The 16,424-nt window shown below is 30.2% G+C and carries 17 protein-coding genes and 1 tRNA gene; 15 read left to right on the forward strand and 3 right to left on the reverse strand.

The genetic code is table 11. The features are described 5' to 3' along the window. The first annotated feature begins 109 nt into the window (after positions 1-109). The 14 genes from ACKVOV_RS04210 (at position 110) to ACKVOV_RS04275 (ending at position 13,366) form a co-directional block, all read left to right on the forward strand. Entirely contained in the window at positions 110-1,663 is a 1,554-nt protein-coding gene (locus ACKVOV_RS04210) for a PglZ domain-containing protein (RefSeq protein ID WP_409205521.1), read from the forward strand. Position 1,664: 1 nt separating this feature from the next. Beyond that, complete coding sequence (gene tsaE / locus ACKVOV_RS04215) at positions 1,665-2,072, forward strand: tRNA (adenosine(37)-N6)-threonylcarbamoyltransferase complex ATPase subunit type 1 TsaE (RefSeq protein WP_409205522.1); 408 nt, start codon at positions 1,665-1,667, stop codon at positions 2,070-2,072. Between the two features lie 43 nt (positions 2,073-2,115). Next, positions 2,116-3,309 carry an alanine dehydrogenase gene (locus ACKVOV_RS04220; RefSeq protein WP_409205523.1) on the forward strand — a complete coding sequence of 398 codons (1,194 nt, stop codon included), beginning with the start codon at positions 2,116-2,118 and terminating at the stop codon, positions 3,307-3,309. 48 nt (positions 3,310-3,357) lie between these two features. Next, entirely contained in the window at positions 3,358-3,732 is a 375-nt protein-coding gene (locus ACKVOV_RS04225) for a DUF4258 domain-containing protein (RefSeq protein ID WP_409205524.1), read from the forward strand. A gap of 61 nt (positions 3,733-3,793) precedes the next feature. Continuing rightward, positions 3,794-3,868 (forward strand) — tRNA-Val (locus ACKVOV_RS04230). Positions 3,869-4,235: 367 nt separating this feature from the next. Then, positions 4,236-5,705: a hypothetical protein gene (locus tag ACKVOV_RS04235; RefSeq protein WP_409205525.1), complete on the forward strand. Its 1,470-nt coding sequence runs from the start codon at positions 4,236-4,238 to the stop codon at positions 5,703-5,705. Between the two features lie 175 nt (positions 5,706-5,880). Continuing rightward, entirely contained in the window at positions 5,881-6,315 is a 435-nt protein-coding gene (locus ACKVOV_RS04240) for a type IV pilin protein (RefSeq protein ID WP_409205526.1), read from the forward strand. A 22-nt stretch (positions 6,316-6,337) separates the two neighbouring features. Further along, a complete protein-coding gene (locus ACKVOV_RS04245) occupies positions 6,338-6,799 on the forward strand; it encodes a prepilin peptidase (protein WP_409205536.1) in 462 nt (153 codons plus the stop codon). A gap of 2 nt (positions 6,800-6,801) precedes the next feature. Continuing rightward, positions 6,802-8,205, forward strand: a complete 1,404-nt coding sequence (locus ACKVOV_RS04250; protein ID WP_409205537.1) for a GspE/PulE family protein — start codon at positions 6,802-6,804, stop codon at positions 8,203-8,205. Between the two features lie 2 nt (positions 8,206-8,207). Beyond that, entirely contained in the window at positions 8,208-10,127 is a 1,920-nt protein-coding gene (locus tag ACKVOV_RS04255; RefSeq protein ID WP_409205527.1) for a type II secretion system protein GspD, read from the forward strand. Further along, a complete protein-coding gene (locus tag ACKVOV_RS04260; RefSeq protein WP_409205528.1) occupies positions 10,127-11,314 on the forward strand; it encodes a hypothetical protein in 1,188 nt (395 codons plus the stop codon). The genes ACKVOV_RS04255 and ACKVOV_RS04260 overlap by 1 nt, the downstream gene beginning before the upstream one ends. Then, positions 11,307-11,852: a hypothetical protein gene (locus ACKVOV_RS04265; protein ID WP_409205529.1), complete on the forward strand. Its 546-nt coding sequence runs from the start codon at positions 11,307-11,309 to the stop codon at positions 11,850-11,852. Before ACKVOV_RS04260 ends, ACKVOV_RS04265 begins: the two co-directional genes overlap by 8 nt. A 45-nt stretch (positions 11,853-11,897) precedes the next feature. Further along, positions 11,898-12,860, forward strand: a complete 963-nt coding sequence (locus ACKVOV_RS04270; RefSeq protein WP_409205530.1) for a hypothetical protein — start codon at positions 11,898-11,900, stop codon at positions 12,858-12,860. Between the two features lie 2 nt (positions 12,861-12,862). Next, the gene (locus ACKVOV_RS04275; protein ID WP_409205531.1) at positions 12,863-13,366 is read left to right on the forward strand and encodes a hypothetical protein; all 504 of its coding nucleotides are present in this window, start codon (positions 12,863-12,865) and stop codon (positions 13,364-13,366) included. Positions 13,367-13,379: 13 nt separating this feature from the next. Here ACKVOV_RS04275 and ACKVOV_RS04280 read toward each other — a convergent pair whose 3' ends face one another. The 3 genes from ACKVOV_RS04280 to ACKVOV_RS04290 form a co-directional block, all read right to left on the reverse strand. Continuing rightward, positions 13,380-14,147 (reverse strand): ABC transporter ATP-binding protein, encoded by a 768-nt coding sequence (locus ACKVOV_RS04280; RefSeq protein ID WP_409205532.1) that lies wholly within the window; start codon positions 14,145-14,147, stop codon positions 13,380-13,382. Further along, complete coding sequence (locus ACKVOV_RS04285) at positions 14,147-14,893, reverse strand: MlaE family ABC transporter permease (RefSeq protein WP_409205533.1); 747 nt, start codon at positions 14,891-14,893, stop codon at positions 14,147-14,149. The genes ACKVOV_RS04280 and ACKVOV_RS04285 overlap by 1 nt, the downstream gene beginning before the upstream one ends. A gap of 66 nt (positions 14,894-14,959) precedes the next feature. Then, positions 14,960-15,811 (reverse strand): glycosyltransferase, encoded by an 852-nt coding sequence (locus tag ACKVOV_RS04290; RefSeq protein ID WP_409205534.1) that lies wholly within the window; start codon positions 15,809-15,811, stop codon positions 14,960-14,962. 59 nt (positions 15,812-15,870) lie between these two features. Here ACKVOV_RS04290 and ACKVOV_RS04295 point away from each other — a divergent pair. Next, a partial coding sequence (locus ACKVOV_RS04295; protein ID WP_409205535.1) for a glycosyltransferase family 2 protein occupies positions 15,871-16,424 on the forward strand: 554 nt, incomplete at its 3' end.

The following is a 16,424-nucleotide window of genomic DNA, read 5'->3' on the forward strand; positions in this document are numbered from 1 at the left end:
ATATAAGTTTATGATAAAGTATAAAAAACTTGCTATTTATTTTACAATAAATTTAAGAATCCTATGTTTAATAAGTATTAAATTGCACCAGTAAATACACTATAAAGCTATGAACAGCATAAAAATACTTTGGGTAGACGACGAAATCGATTTGTTAAAACCACATATACTATTCCTCGAAAAGAAAAATTATAAAGTAACTACTTGTAATAATGGTCGTGATGCTGTTGATATGTTTCAAGAAGAAAATTTCGATATAGTTTTTCTTGATGAAAATATGCCTGGAATGTCAGGTTTAGAAACTCTAGCAGAGATGAAAGAGAAAAAATCTTCGACACCTGTAATCATGATTACAAAAAGTGAAGAAGAATATATAATGGAAGAAGCGATTGGTTCTAAAATTGCCGATTACCTAATAAAACCAGTCAATCCTAATCAAATTTTATTAAGTTTAAAGAAAAATTTAGACCATTCTCGTTTAATTTCCGAAAAAACAACTTTAGATTATCAGAAAGAATTTCGTAAAATTTCGATGGAAATGAATATGGTAAATTCCTATGAAGAATGGGTAGAGTTTTACAAAAAATTAATTTTTTGGGAGCTTGAATTAGAAAACATTGATGATCAAAACATGTTTCAAATTCTAGAATCTCAAAAAACAGAAGCTAATAATTTATTCGGAAAATTTATCGAAAAAAATTATGAAGATTGGTTTGAACCAAAAGCTGACAAACCAGTACAATCGCATGATTTATTCAAAAAATTAGTTATTCCGGAACTTAAAAAAGCAGAAAATGTACTTTTTGTAGTCATCGATAATTTACGTTATGACCAATGGAAATCTTTTGAAAGTGTAGTCAATAACCATTACAAACTAGAAAGTGAAGTGCCGTATTTTGCTATTTTGCCAACAGCTACACAATATGCAAGAAATGCTATTTTTTCAGGGTTATTGCCATCGGAAATGGAAAAACAATTTCCGCAATACTGGAAAAATGATGTCGAGGATGGTGGAAAAAATTTATATGAAGCAGAATTTCTTACAGCACAACTGAAACGAAATGGTTTAAATATTGATCAAGAATATTTTAAAATCACCAATCTAAATAACGGAAAAAAGCTAGCGGAAAATTTCAAATCACTAAAGGATAAAAAACTAGTGACTGTTGTGTACAACTTTATCGATATGTTATCACATGCAAAAACCGATATGGATGTCGTAAAAGAATTGGCGTCCGATGATAAAGCTTATCGTTCGTTAACATTAAGCTGGTTTAAAAATTCGCCCTTATTAGAAATTATTCAGCAAGCACAAAAGCTAGGATTCAAACTTATTATTACAACCGACCACGGAACGATAAATTGCAAAAATCCGTCGAAAGTTATCGGAGATAAAAATACAAGTCTCAATTTACGTTACAAAACGGGGCGAAGTTTAACTTATGAGAGTAAGGATGTTTATGCCGTAAAAGATCCTAAAAAAATTGGGTTGCCGTCTATAAATATGACAAGTGTTTATATTTTTGCAAAAAACGATTTCTTTTTGGCTTATGTAAATAATTATAATCATTATGTGAGTTATTACAGGAATACTTACCAACACGGAGGAATTTCGCTCGAAGAAGTTATTGTGCCATTTTTAGTATTTAGCCCGAAGAAATAAAATGAAAATTGAATTTAATCTTGACGAAATTGAAGCTGTAGCCAAACAAGTTTTAGATGTTAATCCCGAAAAAGTAATCCTTTTTAATGGGGAAATGGGAGCTGGCAAAACAACATTTATAAAGGCTTTGTGTGAGCAGTTAGGAGTTAAAAACCCAACAAGTAGTCCAACTTTTTCTTTGGTTAATGAATATCAAATAGCTGATAACGAATTGGTCTATCATTTTGATGTATACCGATTAAAAAACCAAAACGAAGCACTTGATATGGGGATAGATGATTACTTATATTCAGGAAATTGGTGTTTTATCGAATGGTCAGAAAAAATTCCAGATTTAATTCCTGAAAAACATTCGGTAGTAACAATTTCTGTTTTAAATAATGGTAAAAGATTATTAGAACTTAAATAAATGCAATAAATTTTCGTAATTTGTGCCCAATAAGTTTAAAATCATGGCCATTACACCTTTTAGCAAACAAGATTTACTTCCACAAGAAGAAAAACTAGAAATAGCTAAGCACAAGAGCGAACTTTTTATAGGCATTCCTAAAGAAACTTCTTATCAAGAACGTCGTATTTGCTTGACGCCTGATGCTGTAAGTGCAATGACTTGCCATGGTCACAGAGTTTTAATAGAATCTGGGGCAGGGGAAAATTCTAGTTATTCTGATAAAGATTATAGTGATGCAGGAGCAGAAATAACTAATGATACAAAAAAAGTTTTTGGTTGTCCAATGATTCTAAAAGTAGAGCCAGCAACTTTAGCGGAAATAGAAATGATGAATGCTAAAGCTATTATTATTTCGGCTATTCAGCTAAAAACTAGAAAGAAAGAGTATTTTGAGTCATTGAAAAAAAAGAAAATAACCGCATTGGCCTTTGAATATATTAAAGACGAAGATGGTTCTTTTCCTGCTGTAAAATCATTAAGTGAAATTGCAGGAACGGCTTCGGTGCTCGTTGCGGCAGAACTACTAACCGCGAGTAAGTTTGGAAACGGACTGCTTTTTGGAAATATAACAGGAGTTCCTCCAACAGAAGTTGTTATTCTTGGCGCAGGAACTGTTGCTGAATTTGCAGCAAGAACTGCAATAGGATTGGGAGCAAGTGTTAAGGTTTTCGATAATTCAATCACAAAATTGCGTCGTTTGCAAAATAACTTGAATCAAAGAATATTTACTTCAACAATTCAAAATAAGGCATTGCTAAAAGCATTACGTCGTTGCGATGTCGCTATTGGTGCTATGCGAGGAAAATATCGCACGCCAATTATTGTTACGGAAACTATGGTAGAGCATATGAAAAAAGGTGCTGTAATTGTCGATGTGAGTATAGATACTGGTGGTTGTTTTGAAACTTCAGAAATTACAACCCATGAGAATCCTACATTTATAAAAAGTGGCGTTATTCATTATTGTGTTCCTAACATACCATCAAGATATTCTAAAACAGCATCACTTTCTATTAGTAATATAATTACACCTTATTTATTGCAAATTGCTGATGACGGAGGAATAGAAAGCGCTATTCGTTGTGATTCAGGTCTAAAAAACGGAGTTTATTTTTATCATGGAATTCTGACTAACAAAACAATAGGAGAGTGGTTCGATTTAACTTACCGTGATATAAACTTAATTGTATTTTAGATTATAAATTTCGTTAATTCTAGCTACTTTTGCTAAAAATTATTTTATATGAATTTTGCTTATAGATTAAGTTATTACCTTTTTGGATTTCTAGTTGGGTGTTTGTTTTTGTTTTTTGTTTTAAATCAAAAAAATGCTCGATGTAGTTATTTTCCTAATGATAGAGTTTTAAATAATATAAGAACAAAACCTTTTTATTATTCTGATATTGCATCAAAAAAAATTGCTGAGGATTGGTTAGATACTATTGATGTGAAAAATACTTTGCAATATGGAGACGTAGATTTTGATAGAAGTAATGTCAAAATATCAAAAGGCAAGTTATATACTATTGTAGGTAAAACTACTAAAAACCAGCCTATTGAAGTTATTATAGAAAATTATGAAGATAAAGCAGTTTTAAGGGATATTAAAAAACAATAATTTTATTCAAAAAAAGGTTGTTTATATAATAATCAAGCAGTATATTTGCAAACCTAATTAAGGGCGATTAGCTCAGCTGGTTCAGAGCACCTCGTTTACACCGAGGGGGTCGGGGGTTCGAACCCCTCATCGCCCACTACAAGGGACATGGAAGAAAAATCTTCTTTGTCCCTTTTTTTAAACTATTTTACCATTAATCAGGTATGTTGGTTTTATTACTTCATTGATTCTTGTGGTTCGAAGTCCAATTCCGTCGGATGTCAGATTTTAGAGGTAAATTGAATTAATCAAATCTCTGCATTCCGCAAATGTAGTTTTATTAGATATACATTTTACCTTAATAAATTTATCAATCCCTGCGTTAAGTAATTCCTCCATATAATGTTTAATTATTTTAAGAACTTATTTTAAATATTTTCTTGTTAATATAATCTTCTTCAAATAAGATATGATACTTTTTATTTTATTAGATTTGCAAAAAAACAACAAATAATATTGCATTTATGAAAAAACAAATTATACTTATTATTACATTATTAACTTTTGGTTTATCTTTTTCTCAAAATGTTTTTCCTACTGCTGCAGGAACAAATATAGGAATTGGGACATCTGCTCCAAGTACAAGACTACAACTTACAAGTGCTACAGCAGGAACATCAGGTTTTAGATTGACAAATTTATTAAGTACTACAGCTGTTACTACTGGGCTTCTAGGAAAAGCATTAAGTGTTAATAAGACAGGAGATGTAGTATTAGTACCTGTTTCAAATACTGACTTATATACTGCCGATGGCGCTTTAGTCTCTACTAGAACAGTTACAATGGGTGGGAATAACTTAACATTAAATCCAACAAATAATTCAAGTTTTAGTGTTAGTGGAACGACAGGAAATGTAGGTATTGGAAATGTATCACCAACAGCAAAATTAGAAGTAACAAGTGGGATAGTTGGTACATCAGGTGTAAAGTTTACAAATTTATTAAGTACAAGTGCGCCAGTTATTGGGAACGGTAAGGTACTTAGTGTGGACACTACAGGTAATGTTATTTTAGTTACGACGCCTTTTATATCAACTTTATATAACGATGATGGTTTGTTAGATGATAATAGAACTGTAGATATGAATGGAAATAATTTAACTTTCAAATCATCATCTGGTAATTCAAATTTTTTTATTGATGGGATAACTGGAAATGTAGGGATTGGAACAATTAATTCAACTGAGAAATTAGAGGTTAAAGGTGCTTTAAAAGCAAATAGAGGAATTTTTGAGAGTAACCAGATTAATGGTCAAACTTATGCATCAGATGCAATTAAGAATGATGAAAGTCTTGTCTTATCCGTAGGTAGTGTTATAGGTACTGGTGATGGATATAAAAATACAAGAATGTTTAATTTCTTTGATTTCCCAGGAACGGTTGCTGGTTCAAACAACAACTCAATCGCTTATTTTGGTATAGAAGATAGAAATGACCAAGGAAGATTTAGAATGATTGCAACAACTGGAGGGGAAACCAAAATGATAATGCTAAACAAAAGTCAACAAGATTTGATGAAAATTTATGAAGATGGTAATGACAAAGTTACCATGACTTTACCTAAAATTGATTCTTATCTAGGAATAGGAACTTCATCTTTTCTTGATGCTACAGATAGCAAAACCTATAGACTTTCGGTAAAAGGAAGAATAAGAGCTGAAGAAGTAAAAGTATACAACACATGGGCTGATTATGTTTTTAATAAAGATTATAAATTACCAACTCTAAAAGAAGTTGAAGGATATATTAAAGAAAATCGTCATTTGCCAAATGTGCCTTCAGCAAAAGAAGTAACCGAAAAAGGCCTTGAACTTGGTGAAATGGCAAGAATTCAACAAGAAAAAATAGAAGAACTTACTTTGTATTTAATTCAACAAAATAAAGAAATTCAAGAATTAAAAGAGCAAGTTATAGTCTTGATCAATAAAAAATAATTTTTTAAAACATTTCATAAAACTCTCAAAGTATTTAATTTTGAGAGTTTTATGATTTTATTTAGATATTTTTTTAAAATATTAATTAATCTAAAAAGAAGTGTGTTGTTTTATAATAAATTAAATACATGAATTCTAAAATTTTTTATTTTCTTTGTATCTAAAATTTTATTTTATGGAGGAGTTAGTTATTAAGCAGTTACAAAAAATAAAAAAAGCATCTGTCAAAGCATATTCCTTGACAGAGATTCTGATAGTATTGTGCATTATTGGTATATTATTGCTTATGGTATTGCCTAATCAGACTTCGGTTATTGGTCAAGCCAAAGCGATTGAAGCACAAGCAATGCTAAATCAAGTATATGGTTTAGAGAAAAGTTATTTTTACCGTCATTCAAAATATTCTAATGATTTAGAAGAAATAGGTTTCGAACAAGAAGCAACTGTCGACGAAGGTGGTCAGGCAGTTTATAAAATAGAAATTATCGAAGCTTCGAGCGATTCTTTTTCTGCAAGAGCAACTTCCACTTCCGACCTAGATAGCGACGGAAGTTTTAATGTATGGGAAATAGATAGCAAAAAAATGTTAACAGAAGTAACGAAAGAATAAGTTGAATTTACCTAGTATAGTTTTGTTACTTTGTTTGCTCTTTGTGTTTTTTCAAGACTGGAAATACAGACATATTCACGTAGCTTTACCCATCGCTATCTTCTCTTTGTCTTTTTATATTACACAACAACAAAGTAATATTGTGCTTAAAATAATGAGTTACAATATTATTTTTTTTCTAATCACGTTAAGTGTACTAACAATATATATGAGCATAAAAAACAAAAAAATTCTAAACCCTTTTCAAAACTATTTTGGTTTGGGTGATTTGTTGTTTTATATAGCCATTACGCCTTTGTTTTTGCTTCAAAAATATGTTTTGTTCTTTATACTGTCTATGGTTTTTGCTGTATTGATGCAATTAGGTTTAAAGAGAATTATAAAACAAGAAACAGTTCCTCTAGCGGGTTTTTCAGCATTATTGTTAATTATGGTAATTCTAAAAGATACTTTCTTGAATTTTCAAAAAATGACAATACTATAATGATGAATGAAATTATAGTACTTCCAGAAAACCAACATAGCATTTCGAGCGACTTGGCTAACCATTACAGGATATTGCCTAAAATGGTTTCTAATGATACTCTAGAATTATATATTGATAAGTCTAATAATAATCAAGATGCAAAAGATGAATTAGAACTTTTTCTAGGCAAAAATATTCTATTTAATTCGATTAATGCTGAAGAAATTGAAAAAGGACTTTCGCTTTATTACCGAAAAGAAAGACAAGAGATTTCTAATAAATCTTTAAATATTGACAAAGGTGATTTTTTAGAAAACTTATTAGTCGAAGCAAAATCGTTAAAGAGTAGTGATATTCATTTCGAAATTTATGAAGAGTCATCAAGAATCCGTTTTCGTATTGATGGTCAACTAATAGAACGTTACAAAGTAGAAAGGGAAAACTATTTAGAGCTAGTTAATAAGATAAAGATTAAAGCAAAACTAAATATTACCGAAAAGCGCCTACCGCAAGACGGAAGAATTACAACCGAAACTTTTGATATTAGAGTCTCCATATTGCCCACATTATTTGGAGAAAAAATCGTCATGCGTTTGTTAGGTCAAGATGCTTCCGATATCGATCTGAATACATTGGGTTTTCAAAAAGAAGAATTAAATCATTATCTGCAAGCAGTAAAAAAACCTAACGGAATCATTTTAATTAGTGGTCCAACTGGTTCTGGAAAAACAACTACATTGTATGCAACGCTGAGATTATTAAATGATAGTCGGAGAAATATTGTTACCGTCGAAGATCCAATCGAATATACATTAAAAGGAATAAACCAAGTACAGCTTAAAGAAGATATTGGCTTAACTTTCGCTTCAGCATTAAAATCATTTTTACGCCAAGATCCTGATGTGATTATGTTAGGGGAAATTCGTGATTCCGAAACCGCTTTAATGGCAATTCGAGCTTCACTAACGGGGCACTTAGTATTATCAACAATACATACCAATTCTGCTATAGGAACCATCTCAAGATTAATAGATATGGGAGTTCCGTCATATCTAATAGCCGAAACTTTAAATCTTTCGGTAGCACAACGATTGGTTAGGAAGCTTTGTGACAATTGCAAAAAAGAAGTCGATGCACACAGAGAAGATTTTCCTATGAATTATCATTTTCCGTTTGAAATTACTAAATATAATAAACCAGTGGGTTGTAACAAATGTTTTCACACAGGCTACAAAGGACGACGTGCCATTTACGAAGTCTTAACAATAGATAATACCATTGCAGAAGCTATAAAAAATAATACCATTACTAAAATGTTTAGTAATGATGAGAACTATAAATCCCTTTCGGATAAAGCTTTTGATATTTTAGCCGAAGGAGAAACATCACTAGAAGAAATATATTCTATATTAATTAACGTATAATAATGTTTAAAAAAATCACTTACATAATCATCAGTATTCTATTCACAAGTTTTGCTTTTGCCCAGCAAGATATTAATGAATTAGGACGAAAACTAGATGAATTCGCCATACAAAAGAAGGGAATTAATGAAGTACTGAAAATTGATGTTTCAGGATTATCTCTTCATGATTTTATTGCATCTGTAGCAGAAGAACACCAATTAAATATTGATGTTGATACCGATTTAAATCAAACAGTGGTCAATAATTTTTTTGATGTTACAGTAAAAGATGTTTTTATTCATTTGGTTCAAAAATATGATTTGGAAGTAACTTTTATGAATAATATTATTACTTTCAAAAAAAGAATAATAGTTAAGGTTATAGAAAAGAAATTAGCAAAGATTATTGATGTAGATTATAACTCACAAAATGATTTCCTATCTATTAAATTAGAAAATGATTCCTTGCCATCTGTAGCTAAAGCTATTATTGACAAATCGGGTAAGAATTTAGTACTGGCTCCAGATGTAAAAACTTTAAAAGTTTCTTCATATATCTTAAATCGCCCTTTCGATCAAGTTATCGAAATGTTATCTAAATCCAATGATTTGATTGCTACTAAAGATGAAAATGGTTTTTATTATATCGAGAAAAACAAAGATGCAAATAATCCCAATGCAATTTCAAATAGTAATTCTCCTAAAGGCAAAAAAGCCAAAGTAAGAAATGATGAACCTGGATATTATGAAGTAGATCTGAATAAAACAGGATTTCTTTCTGTAAAAGCCAACATTGCTGATGCTTCGGATTTGTTGACAGAAGCTGCCGAAAAATTACATATTAATTATTTTATGTACAACAAGCCAGAAAATGAAAAAACAACACTTTCTGCAGATAATATTACTTTTGATGAATTGTTAGACAATATCTTCAAAGGAAAAAAATACACCTATCGTAAACAAGATAATCTATATTTGATAGGAGAACAAGCTACAGAGACTTTAAGAAAAACCGAGATGATTCAACTAGAGAATCGTTCAATAGAAGCCGTTCTCTCTTCTTTGCCAAAAGTTTTTACAGAAAAATTAGAAATCAAAGAATTTATTGAACTAAACGGATTAATTGTTTCAGGTTCAAGAAATGCTCTAGAGGAATTAAAAGTTTATATCAAACAAATAGACAAAGTAGTGCCAATGGTTCAAATTGAGGTAATCATTGCACAATACAATAAGGGACACGATGTACAAACAGGAATGAAAGCTGGTTTAGACAAATTGAATAAAGTGCAAACAACAGGCACATTATTCCCAACATCAGACGTTACAGTAAATGCTTCTTCTGTGAATAGTTTGATAAATGCTTTTAATGGTTTTGGAATTTTTAAATTAGGAAAAGTAACCGAAGCATTCTATGCCAACTTAAAATTATTAGAAAACAATTCGATTGTAAAAGTTGAATCTACTCCAAAAATAGCTACAATAAGTGGTCACGAAGCCAAATTGTCTATCGGAGAAACGAGTTATTATTTTGAACAAACCAATCAGTTAATAAATAATAACAATAATAATGGAAATAACATATTAAATTCTGGTACGTGGAAATCTACCGATGCTAATTTGAGTGTTTCAATAAAACCATTCGTGTCAACCGATGAAAATGTAACCTTAACCATTTCGGTAGAAAAAAGTTCGTTTTTAGGAAGAGCTGGAGAAAATGCTCCTCCAGGAAAAGCAACACAAAAGTTTGAATCATTAGTTAGAGTCAAAAATGGGGAAATGATTTTATTAGGAGGATTAGACGAACTAAAAAGAGAGGATTCAGGTTCTGGAACACCTTTATTGTCTAGAATACCTGTTATTAAATGGTTTTTTAGTAGTAGAAAAAAAGGAAAAAATAATTCTAAATTACATATTTTTATTAAACCTACGGTAATATATTAATGATAGCTTATTTATCTAAAATAATAAAAATTAACAATCTGAATGTGGTTGGCGTCATTAAAAAAGAGAATGGCGAAAGCTTCCATGTGCTTACTATTAAGAGAAGTGGAAATAAAATAGATATTGTCTCAAAAAGAGTTTTCGAAACCTTTGAAGATTTATCTAGTAAAATAGATTTAAAATTGCCCGTACTTCTAGTTATAGATGGTAAAGGTGTTTTAAACAAAGAAATCGATTTTAACAAAGAGGCTGATGTCAATTGGCATAAAAACATTGATTTTAATACTATTTATCATACTAGCTTTAAAAGCGGTAATAATAATTTTATTAGTTTTTGTAGAAAAAATAGTATCGATGAAACTTTAGCAAAGTTTAAAAAAGCTACTTTTCAAGTAGTCGATATTTATATTGGTTCTTTTTTAGCTGCATTATTGCACAATGCTATAAATAAGGATACAATAGTCTCTGGCGATTTAATTTTAAGCTTCGAAAATGAGAAATTAGTTAGTTTTACTAAGCCCGAAGAACAAACAAAAAAAGAAAGTTACAATATTGGAATAGATACTATTTCAAGTAATGTATTACCACTTTATGGGGCATTAATCCATTTTTTTATCCAACAAAAAGAAGTTTCGAAAACAAAAAATGAAGAAATAAATGTTGAAGAAATTATTTATAAAAAAGCATTTAATATTTTTGGAGTTGTGATGCTTATTGGTTTTTTCGGATCATTACTAATAAGTTATTTTATGATTCAATATTACGGATCAAAAAATACTGAGTTGAATCTTAAAAATGTTTATTCAAATCAGTCATACCAAAAAATAGTAGATTTAGAAAAACAAAAAGAAGACAAGATAAATATACTAAAAGAGTCGGGTTTCTTATCATCAAAATTTCTGACTTATTACGGATATGAATTAATAAGGAACACACCTAATGATTTGTCATTAAATGAAGTGAATATAATTCCAGCAGGTAAAGAAATCAAGGCAAATAAAAAAATAACTTTTGATTCTAAAACCATATTAATAAAAGGAGAAACGATCAACGAAACTTCGATTAATAAATGGATAGATGGATTAAAGAAAATGAATTGGATAAACAATTTTGAGATAATTAGTTTAAAAAAAGACAAAAAAAATAAGTCTCAATTTGAAGTAAAAATTACGATAAAAGATGTTTGATCAATATTCATATAAGAAAAAATTCATGGCTTTGGTCTTGATCTTTGTGATGCTTTCTATAACAGCATACAAAAGATCTTTTAGCACATTGTTTCAAACAATTAGTGAATATAAGATATTGTCTTCAAAAATAGATGAGCTAAATAAAAAAGCGAATAATGAAAATGGTCTTATTAAAGATGTTGCTTATTTAGATAAAATAATGGGCAAAGAAGAAACAACTAAAGAAATGATACAGCAAGGAATAGTAAGTTTTGCATCAGAAAATCATAATGGTATTTCTATTCATGATGTGCAACCTATTCATGTTTTTTCAGATGAAAATTATACTACAATTACAAATCAATTAGATATAACAGGTAGCGCAAATCAGCTTTTGAAACTAGGTTATGATTTTGAGAAAAAATTTGATCTTTCTAGAATTACTAGTATGAATTTCTATACCATTAAAAACAATAATAAATCAGAAGTTTTACATCTAAAAATGATCTTTCAAAATTATGAAATAGCACAAAAAATGAATCAAGAAACAGAATAAATGTTCTCTTTGACTTATTCTATGATATTATAAAAATAAAAAAATATGAAAACAATAAATAAAATAATTCTGTTAGCTTTTGCAATAATTTCATTTTCATGTGAAGATGTTTTAGAGGATGATATTACAAACGATATTATTCAAATTGTTTCGCCTGTTGAAGGAGAAATAGTCTCAAGTAATGTAGTTAATTTTCAATGGAATACACTGAAAGGGGCAGACAAATATAGACTACAGGTTTTTAATGCGAATCAAGCTGTTGTATTAGATTCATTAGTAGAAAACAAACTTAATTTAGCATACACATTGCCAACAGGTATTTATAAATGGAGGGTAAGAGGAGAAAATTTTGCATATCAATCTACTTATTCATTACCCGCTAGTTTCTCAACAGCAGTTTCTAATGTATTAACAAATCAACAAGTTTTACTAAGTATTCCTAGCGAAAATTCCTATACTAATTCTACTAGCCTAACTTTACAATGGCTACCTATAACAACTGCAAGTAGTTATGATATAGAAGTTGTTACGTCTGGAGGTAATTTAGTATTGCCAACAACTAATGTTACAACTACATCTGTAATTTTAAATACTACAAATTTAGCTCAAGAAGCAAATTACATTTGGAAAGTTAAGGCAAAAAATAGTACTACAAATACTGAAACACCTTTTGCAACTAGGAATTTTTCAGTAGACAGAACAAATCCAAATCAACCACAAAATAACTTGCCAGCAAATAATAGTCTGACACTTCCCGTTAATCAAGCAATAACATTTAGCTGGACAACAATAGCAGATACAGGAACTATACAATCACCAATTTCTTATACAATCGAATTTTCTAACACCAATACTTTTTCATCAATTATAAGAACGGTTAACAGTACAACAACTTCATCGACACAAACATTTGCAACTATAGGAGATTATTATTGGAGAATAAAAGCTACTGATGCTGCTGGAAACAATAGTTCATTTAACACATCTTTTATGTTTAAAATAATTTAAAAATGTTAAAAAAAAGAATAAATATTGTATTGCTAATTTTAGTTTTAGGATTATGGGGAGCCATCGGTTACAAAACTGTGAATCAATATTTTTTTTCTAAAGAACAAACGATAAGCAATGTTCCATCAAATATGAGATTCAATTTTAGTCAATTTAAAAAAGATACATTTAATTTAGAAGAAATTGAAAGAGATCCATTTTTAAATAAGAGTAGTATTACGCCAGATAATAGTACAGTTGAGAAAGTTTACCTGAAACCGAAAGTTATTAATAAACCAATTGTTAAGCCTAAACTAATTATAAATTGGCCATTAGTTTCTTATTACGGATATATAAAATCTAAAGATAAAACCGAAGAGTTAATCTTAGTTAAAATTGACAATAAACTTCATAAATTAAGAAAAAATGAGTCAGTTGATGGTGTAATTATAAAAAAGGTCTTTAATGATTCTATAGAGGTTTTTTTTAATAAAGAAAGAAAGATTATTAGAGTAGAAATTAAATAATTGATTTAAGTCGTTAAATATTTTCGTTTAACACCGCTTGTCTTACTTTTTTAAATAATTCTGACGAATATACAAAATCTACAACAGCTTCATTATCGGTTCTAAAAATTTCTTCTTTTGTTCCTTGCCAAGCTTTTAAACCATTTTTTAAGAAAAGGATATTCTGCCCTATTTCCATTACCGAGTTCATATCGTGCGTATTAATCACGGTGGTAATGTTGTATTCTTCGGTGATTTCGCCAATCAAATTATCAATCAAAATAGCGGTGTTTGGGTCTAAACCAGAGTTGGGTTCGTCGCAAAATAAATATTTAGGGTTATTTACAATGGCGCGTGCAATGGCAACCCTTTTTTGCATTCCGCCCGAAATTTCAGAAGGTAGTTTTTTGTGGGCATCAATAAGATTTACTCTTTTTAATACAAAATCTACACGATCCTGAATTTCTGATTTAGAATTCTGTGTAAACATTTTTAATGGAAAACCTACATTTTCTTCGACGGTCATCGAATCGAATAAAGCACTTCCTTGAAAAACCATCCCAATTTCGGTGCGTAATTCTCTTTTTTCATCAGGAGTCAATTCAGAATAAATTCTGCCGTCAAATGATATTGTACCTACTTCTGGTGTATGAATTCCTAATAAGCTTTTTAGCAAAACTGTTTTTCCAGAACCACTTTGACCAATTATTAAATTGGTTTTTCCTGTTTCAAAAACAGTCGAAACTCCTTTTAAAACTTTACTGTCGCCAAACGATTTCTCGATATTTTTTACTTCTATCATTAGGTTAAAAGTAGTTGGGTTAAAATATAATTCATCAAAATAATCATGACCGATGTCCAAACAAACGACACCGTACTTGCTTTTCCTACTTCAAGTGCGCCACCTTTCATGTAATAGCCGTGAAATGATGGAATTGTAGCTAAGATTAAAGCAAAAATTAAGGTTTTTATAAAAGCGTACGTGATATGAAAAGGGATAAATTCTTTTTGTAGCCCATCGATAAAATCGGTACTACTGCCAAAACCACCATAAACACTGGCGATATATCCACCCAAAACACCTAAAAACATGGCAATTCCAATAAGAAATGGATACAATAACAATGCCATTAGTTTTGGAAAAACAAGATAGTTTAAGGAGTTAACTCCCATTACTTCTAGCGCATCAATTTGTTCGGTAACACGCATGGTTCCTATACTCGATGTGATAAATGAACCCATTTTTCCCGCCATAATGATGGAAATAAAGGTAGGTGCAAATTCTAAAATAATAGATTGTCTGGTCGCAAAACCAATAAGATATTTAGGAATTAACGGATTAGTTAAATTCAACGCCGTTTGTATTGCTACAACTCCACCTACGAAAAAGGAAATAAAAGCTACAATCCCTAGCGAACCAATAATTAAATCATCTATTTCCTTGAAGATAAGTGTTCTCATCACCGACCATTTGGTTGGCTTTTTGAAAATCTCTGCTATCATCAGAAAATATCTTCCGATTTGTGATAAATAACGAATTAACATCATAATATTAAATAAAGGCTAAAGTAATTAATAATTAACAATTAACAATTGATAATGTAAATTAAACAATCAACCAAACAGTTTTTCTTTCATTTTCTGCCAACGATAATTTCTAATAAATTTTGCTTGTTCGTGGGAAACTAGCAACGATTTTTTGGCTGATTTTGCTTTCCAAAAACCATTCAGATAATCTAAAAAAAGAAGCGGTTTCTTTTTCATCATCGCTAGTTTTGCCGAAGCAATTGCGGTAATAAAAAAACCGTACCCTAAACTATAAAAAGCTTCTCCTTGTTTATAACGAGCAGTTTTGTTATAGTTGGCGCCAGTTGGTTTGAGGTGTTTTACGTGTAACGATTGGTCGGTTACGACTTTCCAATTGTAAAATTTGCATAATAATTCATCAACCGTATCCCAACCCATCTCAGGTTTTAGTCCGCCAATTTGTTTGAAAGTTTCTTTTCGGTAGGCTTTAAAAGCCCCGCGAATATGGTCTTTATCGGTTAAGTTTTCTAAAATCCAATCGTTATTTTTTTCGATGTAAGCAAATCCTCCGACCATTCCAATTTTGTCATCAGACTTGAAATGATTAATTATAGTTTCGAAATAATTCTTTGGAAAAATTAAATCGGCATCGGCTTTTACAATAAAATCATAATCGTCATCTACTGTTTTTAATCCTTTGTTAAAGGCTTGTATAACTTTACTTCCTGGCAAATGTATCGCTTCAGAAGTTTTATTTACTAATGTTATTGTTGGATTATTTTCGGCGAAAGCCAACGCAATTTTTGACGTTTTATCGGTCGAATTGTCATTGACAACAACAATTTTTGAAGGCAAAATAGTTTGCTCGATAATTGACTGTAAAGTCAAACTGAGAAACAATTCTTCGTTATGTGCAGGAATTATGATGTAATATTTCATTTTATACTAAACTCGAATACAAATATCCTTATTTTTGTAGGATAATAAAAATATTGGCTTTGAATAAAAAGGTTTTTGTCATCATTGTGACGTATAATGGCTCTAAATGGATAGAAAAATGCATCAATTCTTTATTGCATTCAACTTATCCTATCGATATTGTTGTTATTGATAATTGTTCTACTGATAATTCGGTCGAACTTTTAAAACAATTTCCCCAGATTCATCTTATTCAATCTAAAGAGAATTTAGGATTTGGAAAAGCCAATAATATTGGGATTGATTATGCTTTACAAAGTGAAGCAGATTATGTTTTCTTACTTAACCAAGATACTTGGGTTTTTGATGATACTATTTCGAATTTAGTGGCTGTTGCTCAAAATAATCCTTCATTTGGAATTGTAAGTCCGATGCATTTTTCTGGTGATGAAAAAACACTCGATGAAGGTTTCGTAACTTATTATAGTAGAAAAATTGGGGAAAGTTTAGATAAAAACATTGTGATTGTTCCTTTTGTAAATGCAGCAGCTTGGCTTGTATCTAGTGCTTGTTTGAGAAAAGTGGGTGGTTTCGAGTCGCTCTTTGGACATTATGGTGAAGATAGAAATTACTG

This window comes from Flavobacterium sp. (assembly GCF_046153165.1).
Lineage (GTDB): Bacteria > Bacteroidota > Bacteroidia > Flavobacteriales > Flavobacteriaceae > Flavobacterium.